Annotated in this window: 12 protein-coding genes; 9 read left to right on the top strand and 3 right to left on the bottom strand. The window is 63.6% G+C overall.

Going from position 1 to position 18,841, the window contains the following annotated elements:
• Positions 1-38 precede the first annotated feature (38 nt).
• The 8 genes from NKK50_RS23595 (at position 39) to NKK50_RS23560 (ending at position 10,750) form a co-directional block, all read left to right on the top strand.
• Complete coding sequence (locus tag NKK50_RS23595) at positions 39-3,509, top strand: indolepyruvate ferredoxin oxidoreductase family protein (protein ID WP_352543914.1); 3,471 nt, start codon at positions 39-41, stop codon at positions 3,507-3,509.
• A 112-nt stretch (positions 3,510-3,621) separates the two neighbouring features.
• Entirely contained in the window at positions 3,622-5,964 is a 2,343-nt protein-coding gene (locus NKK50_RS23590) for a putative bifunctional diguanylate cyclase/phosphodiesterase (RefSeq protein ID WP_488362113.1), read from the top strand.
• A 167-nt stretch (positions 5,965-6,131) separates the two neighbouring features.
• A complete protein-coding gene (locus tag NKK50_RS23585) occupies positions 6,132-6,899 on the top strand; it encodes an N-acyl amino acid synthase FeeM domain-containing protein (RefSeq protein ID WP_023671342.1) in 768 nt (255 codons plus the stop codon).
• A 104-nt stretch (positions 6,900-7,003) separates the two neighbouring features.
• Positions 7,004-7,153, top strand: coding sequence for a DUF3096 domain-containing protein (locus NKK50_RS23580; RefSeq protein ID WP_352543913.1), 150 nt, complete (start codon positions 7,004-7,006; stop codon positions 7,151-7,153).
• Positions 7,154-7,317: 164 nt separating this feature from the next.
• On the top strand, positions 7,318-7,542 hold the full coding sequence (locus tag NKK50_RS23575; protein WP_023671340.1) for an aa3-type cytochrome c oxidase subunit IV: 225 nt from the start codon (positions 7,318-7,320) through the stop codon (positions 7,540-7,542).
• A 101-nt stretch (positions 7,543-7,643) separates the two neighbouring features.
• Positions 7,644-8,921: a Re/Si-specific NAD(P)(+) transhydrogenase subunit alpha gene (locus NKK50_RS23570; protein WP_023806225.1), complete on the top strand. Its 1,278-nt coding sequence runs from the start codon at positions 7,644-7,646 to the stop codon at positions 8,919-8,921.
• Positions 8,921-9,346 carry a proton-translocating transhydrogenase family protein gene (locus NKK50_RS23565; protein WP_032885960.1) on the top strand — a complete coding sequence of 142 codons (426 nt, stop codon included), beginning with the start codon at positions 8,921-8,923 and terminating at the stop codon, positions 9,344-9,346. Before NKK50_RS23570 ends, NKK50_RS23565 begins: the two co-directional genes overlap by 1 nt.
• A gap of 6 nt (positions 9,347-9,352) precedes the next feature.
• Entirely contained in the window at positions 9,353-10,750 is a 1,398-nt protein-coding gene (locus NKK50_RS23560) for an NAD(P)(+) transhydrogenase (Re/Si-specific) subunit beta (RefSeq protein WP_023671337.1), read from the top strand.
• A gap of 90 nt (positions 10,751-10,840) precedes the next feature.
• Here the strand turns inward: NKK50_RS23560 and NKK50_RS23555 are convergent, their stop codons facing one another.
• Positions 10,841-11,758 (bottom strand): membrane protein, encoded by a 918-nt coding sequence (locus tag NKK50_RS23555; protein ID WP_023729730.1) that lies wholly within the window; start codon positions 11,756-11,758, stop codon positions 10,841-10,843.
• Positions 11,759-12,089: 331 nt separating this feature from the next.
• On the opposite strand from NKK50_RS23555, the gene NKK50_RS23550 reads away from it, so the two are divergent.
• Positions 12,090-13,535 (top strand): hypothetical protein, encoded by a 1,446-nt coding sequence (locus NKK50_RS23550; protein ID WP_023729731.1) that lies wholly within the window; start codon positions 12,090-12,092, stop codon positions 13,533-13,535.
• A 36-nt stretch (positions 13,536-13,571) separates the two neighbouring features.
• Here the strand turns inward: NKK50_RS23550 and gyrB are convergent, their stop codons facing one another.
• Both gyrB and NKK50_RS23540 read right to left on the bottom strand, forming a co-directional pair.
• Positions 13,572-16,043: a DNA topoisomerase (ATP-hydrolyzing) subunit B gene (gyrB, locus tag NKK50_RS23545; RefSeq protein ID WP_023671333.1), complete on the bottom strand. Its 2,472-nt coding sequence runs from the start codon at positions 16,041-16,043 to the stop codon at positions 13,572-13,574.
• 145 nt (positions 16,044-16,188) lie between these two features.
• Positions 16,189-18,819 carry a caspase family protein gene (locus NKK50_RS23540; protein WP_352543912.1) on the bottom strand — a complete coding sequence of 877 codons (2,631 nt, stop codon included), beginning with the start codon at positions 18,817-18,819 and terminating at the stop codon, positions 16,189-16,191.
• Positions 18,820-18,841: the final 22 nt, after the last annotated feature.

Genomic DNA, 18,841 nt, shown 5'->3' with positions numbered 1-18,841 from the left:
GCGCGCCCCCGGTGCTGTCTCCGCAGAGGAAATGCCTGATGACGCTGCACGACGTCGCGCTCGACGACAAGTTCGATCTTGGTAAGGAGCGCATCTTCCTGTCCGGCGCACAGGCGGTCATCCGCATGCTTTTGATGCAACGCGAGCGCGACCGCCGGGCCGGCCTCAACACGGCCGGCTTCGTGTCCGGTTATCGCGGCTCGCCGCTCGGCGGCCTCGATATGCAGCTGTGGCGGGCGAAAAAGCAGCTGGCGCAGGCCGACATCGTCTTCCAGCCCGGCCTCAACGAGGAGCTTGCCGCCACCGCCTGCTGGGGCTCTCAGCAGACGGAATTAATGGGCGAAGGCAAGCATGACGGGGTGTTTTCGGTCTGGTACGGCAAGGGACCGGGCGTCGACCGCTCCGGCGACGTTTTCCGCCACGCCAACCTCGCGGGAACGTCGAAGTATGGCGGCGTGCTTGCGCTGATGGGCGACGACCATATGGCCGAATCATCGACCAATGCGCACGCCACCGAATTCCTGTTCGTCGACACCATGGTGCCGATCCTCAACCCGGCCGGCGTTCAGGAGATCATCGACTACGGCCTCTACGGCTTTGCCATGTCGCGCTTCGCCGGCACCTGGGCGGCTATCAAATGCGTCAAGGACAACATCGAATCCACGGCCTCCGTCGATGCCGCGCTCGAGCGCCTGAACATCGTCGTGCCGGAGTTCGATATGCCGCCCGGCGGCCTCAACATCCGCGATGAGATCGACATGCTCGGCCAGGAGGAGCGGCTGCATGAATACAAGCGCGCCGCTGCATCCGCCTTCATCCATGCCAACGGCCTGAACCGCATCGTCTATTCGGGCGGCCGCGCGCCGAAGCTCGGTATCATCACGCTGGGCAAGAGCTATCTCGATGTCCGCCAGGCGCTGGAAGACATCGGCATCGACGAGGCCGCCGCCAACCGCATCGGCATCCGCCTGTTCAAGGTCGGCTGCCCCTGGCCGCTCGACCTGCAGCATATCGCCGAATTCGCCCGCGGCCTCGACACCATCGTCGTCGTCGAGGAGAAGCGCTCGCTGATCGAGGTGCAACTGCGCGAAAACCTCTACGGCACCGCCACCCAGCCGATGATCGTCGGCAAGAAGGACGAGCGCGGCGACTGGCTGTTCCCGGCCAAGGGCGCGCTCGACCCCAACGAGATCGCCATTGCGCTGGGCGAGCGCATCCTGCGCACAATCGGCCCTTCGGAAGAGATCACTGCAAAGGTGGCAAAGCTGCGCCAGTTCCAGGCGATGCTTGCCGACACCAGCGATATCGGTTCGCGCACGCCGTTCTTCTGCTCCGGCTGCCCGCACAATTCCTCGACCAAGGTGCCGGACGGCTCGATCGCCGCCGCCGGTATCGGCTGCCATTTCATGGCGCTGTGGATGGACCGCAACACGGTCGGCTTCACCGCCATGGGCGGCGAGGGCGCACAATGGGTCGGCCAGGCGCCATTCTCCAAGCGCGGCCACATTTTCCAGAATCTCGGCGACGGGACCTACAATCACTCCGGCACGCTGGCGATCCGCTTCGCGCTGTCGACCGATGCCAACATCACCTACAAGATCCTCTACAACGACGCCGTCGCCATGACCGGCGGCCAGCCGCATGAGGGCGGCCTGACTGTCGACATGATCGCCAGGCAGGTGCGCGCCGAAGGCGTCGAGCGCATCGCCATCGTCACCGACGAGCCGGACAAATATGCGGGGAAGGCCGAATTCCCCTTCGGCGCCACCATCCACCACCGCGACGACCTCGACCTCGTTCAGCGCGAGCTGCGCGACGTCAAGGGCGTCTCGGTGCTGCTCTACGACCAGACCTGCGCCGCCGAAAAGCGCCGCCGCCGCAAGCGCGGCACCTTCCCGGATCCCGACAAGCGGGTCTTCATCAACGAACTGGTCTGCGAGGGCTGCGGCGATTGCGGGGTGCAATCGAACTGCGTCTCGATCCAGCCGGTCGAAACCGAGTTCGGCCGCAAGCGCAGAATAGACCAGTCGAGCTGCAACAAGGACTTCTCCTGCGTCAACGGCTTCTGCCCGTCCTTCGTCACCGTGCACGGCGCCAAGATCAGGAAGGCCGAAGGCATTGCCGGGCGCTCCGACCCGCTTGACGGCGTGCCGGTGCCAGCCGAATTCCCGCTCGGTAGCGAGGGTTGGGCGGCGATCATCGACGGCGTCGGCGGCACCGGCGTCGTCACCATAGGTGCTGTGCTCGGTATGGCCGCCCATCTCGAGGACAAGGGCTGCGGCATGATCGACATGGCCGGCCTCGCCCAGAAGGGCGGTTCGGTGTTCACTCATGTCCGCATCGCCCGCACGCCGGACGACATCCACGCGATCCGCGTTTCGGCCGGCAAGGCCGACCTGGTACTCGGCTGCGACCTTGTCGTGTCCGGCGCCAAGAAGGTGCTTGGCGCGGTGCGCGAAGGCCATACCATCTTCCTTGCCAACACCGCCGAGATCATGCCTGGCGAGTTCGCCCGCTCGGCCGATTTCTCGCTGCCCATCGAGCGCCTGAAGAAGGCGATCCGCGCTGCCGCTGGCGACGACAAGACGCATTTCTTCGACGCGACGGGCACCGCCACCCAATTGTTCGGCAATTCGCTCGGCGCCAACATGTTCATGCTCGGCTTCGCCTTCCAGCATGGCGGGCTGCCGCTGTCGGCGCAAGCCGTTGAAAAAGCAATCGAATTGAACGGCGAGGCGGTGGCGATGAACATCGCCGCCTTCCGCTGGGGCCGGCGCGCCGCGCATCAGCCGGAGTTTGTGCGCGGCCTGGTCGCCCAGCCGGGCAAGGCCACTGAGATCGCCAAGACGCTGGACGATATCATCGCCCGCCGCGTCGCTTTCCTCTCTGCCTATCAGAATGCCGCCTATGGCAGGCGCTACGCCGAGAAGCTGGCGGTTTTGCGTGCTGCCGAGGCCAAGGCCGTGCCTGGCTCGACCGCGGTGACCGAGGCCGCCGCCAGAAACCTGTTCAAGCTGATGGCGATCAAGGACGAATATGAGGTGGCGCGGCTCTACACCGACGGCTCCTTCGCTATGGAGCTCTCAAAACAGTTCCAGAGCTACGAAAAGCTCGAATTTCATCTGGCGCCGCCGATCATGGGCAGGCGCGGCAATGACGGCAAGCCGAGGAAATCGAGCTTCGGCCCGTGGATGATGAAGGGATTTCGCCTGCTGGCGGCGCTGAAAGGCCTGCGCGGCACGGCCTTCGACGTGTTCGGCTACAGCACTGAGCGGCGCATGGAGCGGCAGCTTCTGGCCGGCTATGAGGCCGATCTGGAGCTTGTCGCCAAAGCACTTGCGCCAGGCAGGATCGAGGCCGCCATCGCCCTTGCCTCGGTGCCGGCGCTCATTCGCGGCTACGGCCATGTGAGGCAGGGCAGCGCCGAAAAGGCCGAGGGCGAGCGCACAAGGCTTGTCGAGCGGCTGGCCAACACGCCGGCGCGGCCTGAACTTCAGGCCGCCGAGTGATCGATACGCCTTGTTTACCTGAACACGAATTTTCGCGGTTTACGCCGGTGGAGCCGACTTGACGCCAAGCGTCGAAACGGCATCTCTAAACCTTTCTTAAGGCGAATGTGACATGACTGCGGTTCGTGCGACACCGCAGGCCATGCAAGAAAACAAAGCCGCAGAGATAGGTGAGGACGTCTATGCTGGGTTCGTGCGATCGTTGTTCAACGATCCCGGGATCCTGCTGATTGGCGCATTTTGCCATGGCCTCATCGGCATTCTGGTTTATTTTACCTCGGGGCATCCGGCCTATCTTGCATTGGCCGCGCTTATGCTTGCGGCCGGCCTTTACCGTTATTACGGCATCCGCAAAGGCCTGCGCATAGGCAGTTTCGAAAGTTATGAACAAGCCAAGAAGTGGGAACGCTACTACCTGGTTGGCGGCACCATCCAGGCTTTCTTCATGGGGCTTTTCTGCTTCACCTCAATCTATCTCATTCCCGATGTCTTCGGGGAAAGCGCCGCCATCGCCGTCATAATGGGCTCGACGGTGACCATTGTCGGCCGCAATTACGGCTCCAAGACCATGGTTGCGGTGCAGGCCTTCACGGTCGTGCTGCCGATCGCGGTCGGGCTGATGCTCAAGGGGCATCTCGGCGATTTCATCCTCGGCCTCTACATCGTGCCGTTCATCTTCATCATTACCCGGATGGCCAGCCACGTCCGCACCGTGCTGTTCAACGCCATTTCGGAACGCAAGACGGCCGCCAGGCTCGCCGAGCGCTTCAACCGCGCGCTCAACACCATGTCGCATGGCCTGGTCATGCTCGGCCCCGACGGCAAGGTCGTGGTCGGCAATGCCGAAGCCGCGCATCTGATGTCGCTGCGCTCTCCCGACCAGCTCCTCGGGCGGTCGATCCATTCGCTGCTCCTGCGCGGCGTCGCCGGCGGCATGCTGGCGCCGAAAGACTGTCGCTATGTCGAAGCGCAGCTCACGCGCGCCTTGCGCGAGGGCCGCGACCGCAAGGTGCTGGTCTCCTTCTCCAATGGCCAGCACTATGAGTTCTCGGCCCGAGAAGGCAATCAGGACCTCGGCGTCATCACCTTCGAGGACGTCACCGCCCGCGTCGAGGCTGAGGAAAAAATCCGCTTCATGGCGCGCTATGACAGCCTTACCGGCCTGCCGAACCGCGCGTATTTCCATGAGCTGGTCGGCGAGGCCATGGCGTCGGGCAGCCGCGACCGCCTGTGTGCCCTGGCGGTGCTCGATCTCGACGATTTCAAGAGCGTCAACGACACCCTTGGCCATCCGGTCGGCGACGGACTTATCTATGCCGTTGCCGAGCGGCTGGCGGCCGTCGCCGGGCAAGGCGTCAATGTCAGCCGTTTCGGCGGCGACGAGTTCATGATCTTCTTCGACCGCGTCGAGGATGAAAGCCATCTGACGGGCCTGCTCGACCAGATCTTTGCCGATCTGCAGGGCGAGGTCGACGTCGCAGGCCACGGTCTGCGCATCCAGGCAAGCGCGGGCGCCGTGCTGTCCAGGGTCGAGGACACCGATGTCGACGCCATGATCGTCAAGGCCGATCTGGCGCTCTACAAGGCCAAGGAACTCGGCAAGAACAACTGGCGGCTGTTCGAAGCAGCGATGGATGCGGCGTTCCGCAACCGCCAGCTGATGAAGGCCGATCTGCGCACGGCGGTCGAAGGCAAGGCGCTGCGGGTGGTCTATCAGCCGATCGTGGCGATGAACACCATGCGCATCGCCAGCTGCGAGGCCCTGTGCCGCTGGGATCATCCCGATCTCGGGCCGGTTTCGCCCAGCATCTTCATTCCGCTGGCCGAAGAAATGGGCATCATTTCCGAGATCAGCACTTTTGTGCTCGCGGCTGCCTGCGCCGAATGCGCCAAATGGCCGGGCCAGACCAGCGTCTCGGTCAACCTTTCGGCCAAGGATTTCCGCAACCGCGACGTTGTCCAGAAGGTTCGCGACGCGCTTGCCACTTCGGGGCTCGCCGCCGGCCGCCTCGAGATCGAAGTCACCGAAACCGCGCTGCTCGACGACAAATCGCTAACGCGCCAGTATATCGAGGAACTGAAGCAGCTTGGCGTTCGCATCGCGCTCGACGATTTCGGCACCGGCTATTCAAGCCTGAGCTACCTCCACAAGCTGCCGCTCGACAAGATCAAGATCGACCGTTCGTTCCTGATGGACGTGACCCAGAACAAGCGTTCGCTCGACTTGTTGAAGGGCATCGTCGACCTGACTCGCGTGCTCGGGCTGACCGTCACCATCGAAGGTGTGGAAACCTTCGAACAGCTGAAGATCCTGGTGCATTCGGTCAAGCCGGACCTCGTCCAGGGCTTCCTGTTTGGCGCAGCACTCAGTGCCTCGGGCATAGAGACCATGTCCAACGTGACCTGGCCTTTCGCCGCCGAGCTGCGGCCGGCGGCAAAACTCGCCACGCCCTGACCCGTCATTAAATTGCGCTTGAAAAGCCCGTCTAAAAAGCGTTGTATTGTCTAGACGTTAACTGATTGTTAAGGTTAATGATCGGTAAACACAGACGATTAGAGTTTCATCTTCTTGTTCCTTCTGTCGTCCGGTATTGTTCTCCTGCGGCGGTACGAGGGGAAGTAATGGACACGCATCAGTCAGGTGTGCTTTCGGGTGCGGCAGTCAAATCTGGCCCGCCTTCCCTGTTCGCCCGCAACGTCCTCGACGTCCTCGAGCGTGTCGAATACCGGCGCTGCGAAAGCGGCGAGGATCTCGAAGCGGTCTACCGGCTGCGCTACAAGGCCTTTCATACACACGGCCTGCTTGACACCATTACCGAACAGAAGCTCGTCGATCACCTTGACGAAGTGCGCAATTGCTACTGTTTCGGCGTCTTCATGGATGGCGAGCTGGTCAGCACCGTCAGGCTCCACCATTTGACCCGTGAGACCCCCGAAGCGCCGATCATGACCGTTTTCGGCGACCGGCTGCTGCTGCGGCTGGCGCGCGGTGAAACCTTCATCGACCCGAGCCGGTTGGCGATCGATCCGCAAATGTCGTCGGCCAACCGCGCCCTGCCCTATGTCACGCTGCGGCTCGCGGTTATCGCCAACACCTTCTTCAACGCCACCAGCTGCATTTCGATGATCCGCGAGGAGCACACGGCCTTCTACCATCGCATCTTCGGATCGGTGCAGGTCGGCGAGCCGCGCCTCTACCCGCCCTTCACCATGCCGATCTTCTTCTATGAATCGATCTGCGAGCAGAACATGGCCCCGACGCTGGAGCGCTTTCCCTTCTTCCAGTCGACGGCGCTGGAGCGGCGTATGCTGTTTGCCAAGGCGCCGGCCGGCGAGCTCGCGCCGCTGACCATCCTGCCCACCGCCAAATATTTTCGCGAAGCAGCGTAATGTCGGCAAAGCCGGCGCACTTTAGCGCCCGGTGCGAGGAGCTTTCCGGCCGCTTCGGCGTTCTGGACGTCACGACCCCGACGCGGCCATAGAAAGGAACCGACATGCATATTCCCGAGCTCGCGCTTACCCCGCTGATCTCGCTGATTGCCGGCGTGCTGATCCTGGTGATGCCGCGGCTGCTGAACTACATCGTCGCGCTCTATCTGATCGTCGTCGGACTGCTCGGGCTGTTCCCGCATCTAGCCGGTTGAAACGCAAAACCCTCAACGTTCGACGTTAGGCCGGCGACAAGCCCTACCGCCGGCTTTCAACATTCCTTTGAGGCTGTTGTCACTGGTCGTGCGGCAATAGCGCCATTGCTCTTGGCCCGGCTTTTCGCTATGTGCCTCAAAGATGTCTTCGAAGGGGTATTCCTATGGCTGATCACACGCCGACCGGTCCTGTCGAACTGGGCGCGAAGATGGACTATGCCGAACATGACCGCACCTATCATGGCTTTCTGGCGCTGGCCAAATACGGCTCGCTGTTCTGCGGCGCCCTGCTCCTGGCCATGGCTTTCGGCTTCTTCGCAGGCGGCTTCTTCTCCGCGACCATCCTGTTCGTGCTGATCCTCGCCCTCGGCGCCTTCATTCTCCGATAGTCTCTTCAGCCCCTTGCCAAGGGCGTAGCCGGACATCCGGCCGCACTCTTTCGCAAAGCCGCACTCTTGCGCAAACAGGTTCCAGCCGAAAGGATTATGCGGTGGGACAGACGGTTTTCATCCCTCGCGAGCTCGATGCCAGCGAGCCTCGTGTCGCGGCCTCGCCCGATACCGTGAAGCGGCTGGCGGCGCTGGGCTTCGACGTCACCGTCGAGACGGGCGCCGGCACCAGGTCGCGCATCCCCGATGAGGAGTTCGCCAAGGCGGGTGCCGCGATCGGCAAGGCTTCGGATGCGAGCCGGGCGGATGTGGTGCTGAAGGTGCGCCGGCCGACCGACGCCGAGCTGAAGGGCTACAAATCGGGTGCGGCGGTCATCGCCATCATGGATCCCTACGGCAATGATGCCGCGGTCGCGGCGCTTGCCGAGGCTGGGGTCACCGCCTTCTCGATGGAATTCATGCCGCGCATCACCCGCGCCCAGTCGATGGATGTGCTGTCGTCGCAGGCCAATCTCGCCGGCTACCAGGCCGTGATTGACGGCGCATCGGAGTATGACCGCGCGCTGCCGATGATGATGACTGCGGCCGGCACCGTGCCGGCGGCGAAGATCTTCATCATGGGCGTCGGCGTTGCCGGCCTGCAGGCGATCGCCACGGCGCGCCGTCTCGGCGCCGTCGTCACCGCCACCGACGTTCGTCCCGCCGCCAAGGAACAGGTGGCGTCGCTCGGCGCAAAGTTCCTCGCCGTCGAGGACGAGGAGTTCAAGGCGGCCGAGACCGCCGGCGGCTACGCCAAGGAAATGTCGAAGGAGTACCAGGCCAAGCAGGCAGCGCTCACCGCTGAGCACATAGCCAAGCAGGACATCGTCATCACCACGGCGCTGATCCCCGGCCGTCCGGCGCCGAAGCTGGTGTCGGCGGCGATGGTCGCCTCGATGAAGCCGGGCTCGGTGATCGTCGACCTCGCCGTCGAGCGCGGCGGCAATGTCGAAGGCGCAGTTGCAGGCCAGGTGGTGACCACGGCCAATGGCGTGAAAATCGTCGGCCACCTCAACGTGCCCGGCCGCGTCGCCGCATCGGCCTCGCTGCTCTACGCCAGGAACCTGTTCGCCTTCCTCGAGACGCTGGTCGACAAGACCAGCAAGACGCTCGCCATCAACCGCGAAGACGATCTGGTCAAGGCGACGATGCTGACCGACGCTGGCCGCGTGGTGCATCCGGCCTTCGCCAAGGCGGCGGAACAGCCCCATGTCGAACCGGCGGCCATTCCGGCGGAGACCATGGTGGCTGATGCCACGCCGAAGAAGGCTGCACCGAAAAAGGCGTCCGACAAAGCCACTGCCGGCAAGTCCGCCGCCAAGCCGAAGGGGATCGCGTGATGGATCAGACCTTGCAGAAAGCCCTCGATCAGCTCGACCAGGCAAGTGCCGCCGTCCGGCTGGCTGTGCAGAACCTGGCCAACGCGCCCGGTGGCGCCGATGCGGCGGGCGATGCCGCGCACGCACTGTCCGGCGGCGCCATCGATCCCTTCGTCTTCCGCTTCGCCATCTTCGTACTTGCGATCTTCGTCGGATACTACGTCGTCTGGTCGGTGACGCCGGCGCTGCACACGCCGCTGATGGCGGTCACCAACGCCATCTCCTCGGTCATCGTCGTCGGCGCGCTGCTGGCCGTCGGCATCTCGGCCTCCGGCATTGCCACCGGCTTCGGCTTCGTCGCGCTGATGCTGGTCTCGGTCAACATCTTTGGCGGCTTCCTGGTCACCCAGCGCATGCTGGCCATGTACAAGAAGAAGGACCGGTAGAGAGCCATGAACGCCAACTTCGCGTCCTTCCTCTACCTGGTCTCCGGCGTCCTGTTCATCATGGCGCTGCGCGGCCTGTCGCATCCGACCACCAGCCGCCAAGGCAATCTCTACGGCATGATCGGCATGGGCATTGCCATTGCCACCACGCTGGCGCTGGCGACTCCGTCCGCCGGGCGCTTCGGCCTGATCGTGCTTGGTCTGGCCATCGGCGGCGGCGTCGGCGCCGTTACAGCGCGCCGCATCGCCATGACTTCGATGCCGCAGCTGGTCGCCGCCTTCCACTCGCTGGTCGGCCTTGCCGCCGTCATGGTAGCGGCAGCCGCCATCTACGCGCCGGAAAGTTTCGGCATCGGCACGAATGGCGACATCCACGCCCAGGCGTTGATCGAGATGAGCCTTGGCGTTGCCATCGGCGCCATCACCTTCACCGGCTCCGTCATCGCCTTCCTCAAGCTCGATGGCCGCATGTCGGGCAAGCCGATCATGATCGGCGGCCGTCACATCATCAACGCGGTCCTCGGCATCGCGCTGATCGTGCTGATCGTGCTTCTGGTCACCACCGAGGCCAAGCTGGTGTTCTGGCTGATCGTCGCGGCTTCGCTGGCGCTCGGCGTCCTCTTGATCATCCCGATCGGCGGCGCCGACATGCCGGTCGTCGTCTCGATGCTGAATTCCTATTCCGGCTGGGCCGCCGCGGCACTCGGCTTCACGCTTGGCAATCTGGCGTTGATCATCACCGGCGCGCTGGTCGGCTCGTCCGGCGCCATCCTGTCCTACATCATGTGCAAGGGCATGAACCGGTCGTTCATCTCGGTCATCCTCGGCGGCTTCGGCGGCGAGACCGCGGCGGTTGCCGATGACGGCATCGAACGCACGGTCAAGCAGGGCTCGGCCGACGACGCTGCCTATCTGATGATGAACGCACAGAAGGTCATCATCGTGCCGGGCTACGGCATGGCGGTCGCCCAGGCCCAGCACGCGCTGCGCGAAATGGCCGACAAGCTCAAGGCCAATGGCGTGGATGTCAAATACGCCATCCACCCCGTGGCCGGCCGCATGCCCGGCCACATGAACGTGCTGCTCGCCGAAGCCAATGTTCCCTATGACGAAGTGTTCGAACTGGAAGACATCAACTCCGAGTTCGCGCAGGCCGATGTCGCCTATGTCATCGGCGCCAACGACGTCACCAATCCGTCCGCCCGCGACGACAAGTCGTCGCCGATCTACGGTATGCCGATCCTCGACGTCGACAAGGCCCGCACCTGCCTGTTCGTCAAGCGCTCGCTCGGCTCCGGCTATGCCGGCATCGACAACACGCTGTTCTACAAGGACGGCACCATGATGCTGCTCGGCGACGCCAAGAAGATGACCGAGGAAATCGTCAAGGCGATGGATCACTGATCCCGCCGCAACCTTCCACTGGAAGGTTTGGTCCATCATCGGAAACAAAAAAGCCCGGTTCGACCGGGCTTTTCTATGTTGAAGACCGGTTCAGCGGCTGGTCAGGAAAACCGCTTCCTCGTCGTCGCGCTGCCTGCCGCCCAGTGCTGCCGCAGCGCTGGCGATGAAGGCGCCGATAACCAGCGACAGGGCGCCAAGCAGTGCGAAGGTGGCGCTGCCTTTCCGGGCGGCGTCGGCGGCCTGCTTGGCCTTGACCTTTGCGTCCTCGACCCTGGCCACCAGGGCGTCGACACGCGCCTTGGCGTCAGCCTCGGAAAGCCCGGTGCGGGCGGCGACGAGCTGCGACAGATAGGTCTTGTCGTCAGCCGAAATTTCGCCTGCCGCCGCACTGGCGACGAGGATGCGCGAAGCCTGCCCGGCCGCAGCCGCATCGCTGTCCGGATTGGCCGCCGCGAGCCTGGCGGCATCAGCCGGACGGAACAGCGTATCCACAAGATAGGACGTTGCATTGTCGGCCGGTGCGCTGCCAGCATTGGCGGACGCGCCGGCCGAAGCACCCATGGCGGCGCCTGAGGCAACGGTAGAAGCCGCCTGCACGCCTGAACCAAGCACTGCCGACAGCGCCGACCCGAGAATGCCGACGACCAGCAATGTCGCCAGCGCCCAGGCGAGGAGGCCGTGCGCGGTGTCACGGAAATAGACCTCGTCGGTGTGGATGCCGACCCATTTGGTGCGCAGGCGTCCGGCAAGATAGCCACCGACCCCGGAGGACAGCCATTGCACGATGATGAGCCAGATCGCGCCGGACACCGCGAAGGTGGTCAGCGAGGCACTGGCGCCGGACCATGGCGAGACCATGGTCAGCCCCAGTCCTGAGCCGAGCAGCATGAGGATGAAGGTCAGCGTCGAGGCCGCGAAGGCGCCGGCGATGATCGGCCCCCAGCTGACGGCCGTGGCGGAGGATTCTGTTGAAGCAGATACGTCGACAGCCGATACGGTGGACTGCATCGACGCCTCCTACCGTACGAAGAGCATGATGAGAATGATGATCGGGATCGGAATACCGAGCAACCAGAGCAAAATACCGCGTCCCATAAAGAGCCTCCCTGCGAGAAATTGATCGATGTCGTCACAATGTTCCTGAGCGATTTCCGTTCCGAGGAGCAATGAAATGATTTGCTTAGCGGGAACGGAACTATTTTCCGCGCGGCCCGAGGCACGACTGCGAAACTGTGGATTGGTTCACGGAGGTCCACATGGGCTGCCGTGTATTGTTGGCTCGGTGAGCCGGGGGTAGCATGAGCGATCCCGCCGTCGGATGTCGTCAACGGAGACGCTGATGCCCAAGACTGTCGCATCGCTGGCTTACAAAAAGGCGCAGCCCAGCCAGGCGGTGGTGATCGTGCATGGCATGGGCGAGCAGCGGCCGATGGGTACGCTGAGGGGATTCGTCCAGGCGGTCTGGAGCAGCGATCCCACCCGTGCTCCACCCTACGCCCAGATTCCCGATCCGGCCGTTTCCGGCGCCACGATCAACCAGAGCTGGATCACGCCCGACAGCCGGACCAAGTCACACGAGCTGCGCCGCATCACCACGCCCTACGACGTCGATGGCCGCCGTACCGATTTCTACGAGCTTTATTGGGCCGACATCACGCAAGGCACGACGCGCGGCCGGCTGGCCGCCTGGGTGACGAACCTGTTGTGGCGCAAGCCCGCCGACATTCCGCCCGACGCCCGCAAGCTTTACGTCGCCACACTTCTGATCGTTATCGTCATTCTGGGCGCAGCACTCGTGCTGGCAACATCGGTCTGGCAACAGGCCGTTACCTTGACGACCGGCCTGATGATCACCACCCTCGCTTCTTTTGTCATCTGGGCGGTGGATCAGTTCGCCCTGCCCTATTTCGGTGACGTCGCAGCTTATGTGCGCGCCGAGGCGGCGGCGATCGAGAAGCGTGCGCTGATCCGCGACAGAGGCCTGACGTTGCTCAAGACGCTGATGAAGGACGATGCTTACGACCGCATCGTGCTGGTCTCGCACAGCCTTGGGTCGATCATCGCCTATGATTTGCTGCAGATCCTGTGGGCCGAGTTCCGGCCGCGAAGGCTGGAAGCGGTCCGCGACAAGGCCAAACTGGCGGCGGTCGAGGCCGTCGACAAGGCAACGCTCGGCTCTGATGGGTCAGCGTGGCCAAAGAACCTTGAAGACCTCGCCGGATTCCGGCGCGGTCAATGGGCGCTCTACCAGCAGCTTCGGACCAAGGACGCCGACCACCCGCTGCCCTGGAAGATCAGCGATTTCGTCACGCTTGGCAGTCCGCTCTCCCACAGCGAATTCCTGGTGACCTACAATCTCGCCGAATTCAGGCGTGGCCTTGCCGAGCGCCTGTTCTCGGCTTGCCCGCCGATTGCCGATGACGGGCGCCCCGGCGGCACCGTGCTTTACCGGGAAGGACACAGCCAAGGCAAGGCGCAGCGCGCGGTGCATCATGGCGCGGTGTTTGCGGCAACGCGCTGGACGAACGTCTACGACCGCGGCAATGGCTGGGCGACAGGCGATCCGATTTCCGGTCCGATGACGGAAAACTTCGGCCCCGGTGTGGAGAACATCCAGATCGAGCTTCGCAGCTCACTTGGCCGTATCTTCACCCACACGCTTTATTGGTCATCGACGGCAAACGGCGTCGAAATCGCCCTGCCGGCGGGCACCGCGCCGCGCTCGCATCTGCAAGTGCTGCGCGACGCGGTGGACCTTGGTCGGAAGCTGGAGCCAAAGGCCTGACCCGGAGTGGAGCTCCGGCGGCAAGGCCCCCAGCCCTCAAATGTCCAGATTGGCAACTGACAGCGCGTTGTCCTGGATGAATTCGCGCCGCGGTTCGACCTCGTCGCCCATCAGCCGCGAAAACAGCGAATCCGCATCGGTGGCGTCATTGACCTTGACCTGCAGCAGCGAACGCACATTCGGGTCGAGCGTGGTTTCCCAGAGCTGCTCGGCATTCATCTCGCCGAGGCCCTTGTAGCGCTGCATGGTCAGGCCCTTGCGGCCGGTCGCAAACACCGCGTTGAGCAGCGCCAGCGGCCCCGAAATGGTTTCGGAGACATCCTTGCGGCGCAGCACCGGCGGCTCGCCATAGACTTCCATGAGGCGCGGGGCATAGCGGTCGAGCTGGCGTGCGTCGGCCGAATTTATCAGCCCGGCATCGAGCTGCGCGAATTCCTTGACGCTGCGCACCGTGCGTTCGAACACATAGCCGCCGACGCCTTCATTGGAGGTCGACAGCCGGCCGGTCCAGCCGCGCTCGGTGTCCTCGGCAATGATGTCGAGGCGCTGGGCGACGCGTTCGGCCATGGCATTGGCGCGGCCGAGGTCGTTTAGCACATCGGCGTTGAGCGCGCCGGCGATCGCCGCCTGTTCGACCACGCCCCTGTTGTAGCGCGTGTGCAGCCCGTTGATGAGCTGGCGCACGGCCAGTGCATCATCGATCGAGCCGCGCAGATCCTGTCCGGCCCGCGCCTCGCCGGAGGCAAGCGTCAGCGACGCCTCCTCCAGCCCGGAGCCGATCAGGAACTCCTCGAAGGCGCTCTCGTCCTTGATGTATTGCGAGCTTTTTCCGCGCGTCACTTTGTAGAGCGGCGGCTGGGCGATGTAGAGATGGCCGCGCTCGATCAGCTCCGGCATCTGGCGGAAGAAGAAGGTGAGCAGCAAGGTCCTGATATGGGCGCCGTCGACGTCGGCGTCGGTCATCAGGATGATCTTGTGGTAGCGCAATTTGTCGGCGTTGAACTCGTCCTTGCCGATCGAGGTGCCGAGCGCGGTGATCAGCGTGCCGATCATCTCGGAGCCGAGCATGCGGTCGAAGCGGGCGCGCTCGACATTGAGGATCTTGCCGCGCAACGGCAGGATCGCCTGGTTCTGGCGCGAACGGCCGCCCTTGGCCGAGCCGCCGGCGGAATCACCCTCAACGATGAAGATTTCGGATTTCGCCGGGTCGCGCTCCTGGCAGTCGGCGAGCTTGCCAGGCAGCGAGGTGACGCCGAGCGAGCTTTTGCGGGTGATGTCGCGGGCCTTGCGCGCGGCTTCGCGCGCCGCAGCCGCCTGGATCACCTTGTCGATGACCACCTTGCCCTCGGTCGGGTGTTCTTCCAGCCAGGTGCCAAGCGCCTCGTTGACCAGGCCTTCGACCACGGGCCGCACCTCTGACGAGACCAGCTTGTCCTTGGTCTGCGAGGAGAATTTCGGATCGGGAACCTTGACCGACAGCACCGCCGTCAGGCCCTCGCGGCAGTCGTCGCCGATCAGCGCCACCTTTTCCTTCTTGGTCAGGCCCGACGATTCGCCATAGCCGGTGATCTGGCGCGTCAGCGCGCCACGGAAGCCGGCCAGATGGGTGCCGCCATCGCGCTGCGGGATGTTGTTGGTGAAGGCCAGCACGTTCTCGTGGTAGCTGTCGTTCCACCACATCGCCACTTCGACGGTGATGCCGTCGCGCTCGGCCTTGATGGCGATCGGCTTGTCGATCAGCGGTTTCTTGACCCGGTCGAGATATTTGACGAACTCTTCCAGGCCGCCATCATAGTGCAACTCGTGGCGCACGAGATCGGCATGGCGGGCATCGGTCAAAATGATGCGCACGCCGGAATTCAGGAAGGCGAGCTCGCGCAGCCGGTGCTCCAGCGTGCCGAAGTCGAACTCGACCATGGTGAAGGTTTCGGACGACGGAAAGAAGGTGATCTCGGAACCGCTGCGGCCCTCATAGGTGCCGGGCTGCTTGTTCTGCTCATAGCTGCCGGTCGCCTTGAGCGGCGCATCGGCATTGCCATGCGTGAAGCTCATCTCGAAAATCTGGCCGTTGCGGCGGATTTTCAGCTTCAGCCAGGCCGACAACGCGTTGACCACCGAGACGCCGACGCCGTGCAGGCCGCCAGACACCTTGTAGGAATTCTGGTCGAATTTGCCGCCGGCATGCAGCTGCGTCATGATCACTTCGGCCGCCGAAATGCCTTCGCCAGTGTGAATATCGGTCGGAATCCCGCGGCCATTGTCGATAACGGTGACCGAACCGTCGGGATTGAGCGTCACCGTGACCAGATCGGCATGGCCGGCCAGCGCCTCGTCGATGGCGTTGTCGACCACCTCATAGACCATGTGATGCAGGCCCGAGCCGTCGTCGGTGTCGCCGATATACATGCCCGGCCGCTTGCGGACAGCGTCCAACCCCTTCAAAACCTTGATGGAATCGGCGCCGTATTCGGCCTCAGCGCCGTTGGCGTTGTCGCTTTGATCGCTCATGAAAACCTGTCTGATTGATGCCGCATGCTCAGCGCGAAAAAATGGCTTCGAATCACGCCGCTTTGATGTCCTAGATATAGGCGCAAAAGGCGGTTTTTCCAAGGTTTGCGGGCATTTCAGGGCTGAATCCCGAGCTGGCAGCCGGCTATTTTTTCGCGGCTTTCAATTTGGCCAGAAGACCGCGCAGATATTTGATAGTGGGTTTGTCCCTCGGCGCCAGTTTGCCTGTGCGGTCAAGCTCCAGCGTCAGGTCTAGCGCCTGCGACAACACAGCCTTCGGATTCTTCGCCACATAGGCATAGTTGATGTAGGCCTGTACCAGATCGAATTGCCAGATCGCATTGTCCGGATCGGACAGGGCCAACCGCTGGCGGATGGCCAGGCTGGCTTCGAAGGCCTTCTTCGAGCCCTCATAGTGGCGCTGCTTGGTCTCCAGCAGGCCTATTTCCTCGAACGTGATCGACAGGTCGCGCTGCCAGTCGGAATTGCCCGGGTCGAGATTTGCCAAACGGTTGGCAATAACGAGACTGTCCTGATAGTTCTGCAAAGCACCGGCGATATTGCCCTCGGCATCAAACACGCCGGCAATTTTTTCCAAACAGACCGACAGGTCGCGCTGCCAGTCGGTGTTGCCTGGGTCGCTGGCGGCAAGGTCTCGCGCCGTGGCCAGCGCTTGCTGGTAGGCCTCCAACGCGAGTGGCCAGTCCTTCTGGTCGCCGTAAGCATTGCCGATCTTGGCGTAACCGACCGACAGGTCGCGCTTCAAATCGGTGTCGTTTGAGTCGCGGCGCACCAGCGCTTCGGCGATTATTTGGCTCTTGTTGTAGGCGTCGAGCGCGCCCGCAGCGTCGCCACGCTCGCGCAGAACGTCGCCGATCCTTGTGTAGCTGACGGAGACGGCGCGCTGATGCCTGGGGTCGTCGGGGTTGTTCTGCGCCAGCGCCAGCCGAATTCTCAGGCTCTCTTCGAATGCAGTCTGGGCGCCATCCAGCTGGCCGGCGGTACGGGCAAGACCGCCGATTTCGTCGTAGGTAATGGTCAGGTCGCGCAGCAGATAGACGCTGTTCGGCTCGGCATCGGCCAATTGCTGCTTGATGGACAGGCTTTGCTGGTAGGCCTGGGCTGCCGCACCCACGTCGCCTTGCGTGGCCAGCACATTGCCGATCTTGTCATTGGCCATGGCGAGATCGCCGAGCCAGTCCTTCTTGTCCGGCACGTCTGTGGTCAGGCCCTGCAACATGTCCCTGGCCGCCTCATAGTTTTGCAGGGAGGCCGGCAGATCGCCTTGCGCCATCTTGATGTTGGCGAACTTGATATGGCCGATGGCCAGGTCGCGCTTGACGCTCGGATCGGTTTCCTGGCGCGCTCGCTGCTCAAGATTGGCGACCAGCGCCGCAAAGGCGCGGCTGGCGGCGTCGGTGTTGCCGACCGTTGTGTAGAGGATGCCGAGCTCTTCCAGCGTGCGGCTTTGGCGGTCGGCCTGTTCCAGGCTGAGCGAGGTCTGCCCGGCTTCGCCATAGAGCGCCAGCACCGTTTCATAGTCCTTGATGGCGGTTGCATAGTCCAGGGTGGCACGCGCCGCGCCGCCCGAGAGAAATCGCGTCGCGGCTTCGGACAGGGTGCGGCTGACGAAATTGGCCTTCAACGCCTGGCGCGAGACATTGTCGACGTCGGCGGCCTTGGCGAGGATCACGCGTGCGCCATCGAAAGCGCCGAGCGCCAACTGTTCCTCGGCCTGGCGGCGCAGTTCGGTCACCTGCGGGTCGTCGGCGGCCAGCGTCTTCATCTCGCCGCGCACCTTGACGAAGGCGTCGGCCGCCTCGCGCAGCTTGGCGTCCAGGCTTTCGCCGGAGAGATGGCTGGTGTCGGAACTGATCAGCGCGCCATAGAGCGGCGCCAGCGGCATGTCGGCATCGCTGGCGACCCGTTCGACCGCGCCGCGCATTTCCGGCGTCACATCGGCCATGGCAAGCAACAGCCGCTCGCGCTCCGGCAGTTGTTCCTTGGCCGCCGAGGCGAAGAACAGCTTCGGCAGCCCGCTCTCGACGTAGGGCAGCTGTTTTCCGCGCGAAAGGTCGTAGACCTCCTGCTGCACCAGCGTCAGCACCGAGCGGATTTCGAGCCCGTCGGTGCCGAGGTATTTGATCAGCGCCGCTGTAAAGGGCGAATTCGCACCGGTACCGTCGGCAGCCGTCTCGCCGGGCGCCGCCGAAAAGGCGAACAGGATGTTTTCCGCCTTGCCGACGCGTCCGAGGCCCGGCTTGATCTTGTCCACCAGGTCCTTGATCAGCGATGTGGCGCCACGCCCGTCGCCGCTGCCGCCTGTGAACGGATCGCTGCGGCAGGCGTCGAGCACGATCAGCCCGACCTTCGCCGTGGCGGCAACCGCATCGCGCACTTCCTCCAGCGGCAGGCTGGTCTTCTCCAGCTGGTCGAGCGAGGAGGCATCGGCATCGACCGGCAGAAGACGGTTGTCGCCGGAGATTTCGACGCCATGGCCGGAGAAATACACCAGCGCCACGTCGGCGCCCATGGCGTCCTCGCGAAAATCGTCGAGAGCCCGGCGCATGCGCCTGAGATCACGATTGGTCTCGACCACGACCTCGAAGCCGAGCTTCTTCAGCGCCACTTCCATCACCTCGCCGTCATTGACAGGATTGGCCAGCGGCCGCACCAGCCGGTAGTCGTCCTCGGCAATGACCAACGCCACGCGCCGCTCCGCCACCGCTGTGGCGGTGGTCGCAAGCATCAACAGCAAGGCAAACAACAGGCGCAAATCGAACCGCCCCCGGCTCAGT

Source organism: Mesorhizobium sp. M0001, assembly GCF_040324255.1.
Classification (GTDB): Bacteria; Pseudomonadota; Alphaproteobacteria; order Rhizobiales; family Rhizobiaceae; genus Mesorhizobium.
The sequence above is the reverse complement of the archived record's forward strand: the minus strand, read 5'-3'. Positions and strand labels throughout refer to the sequence as shown.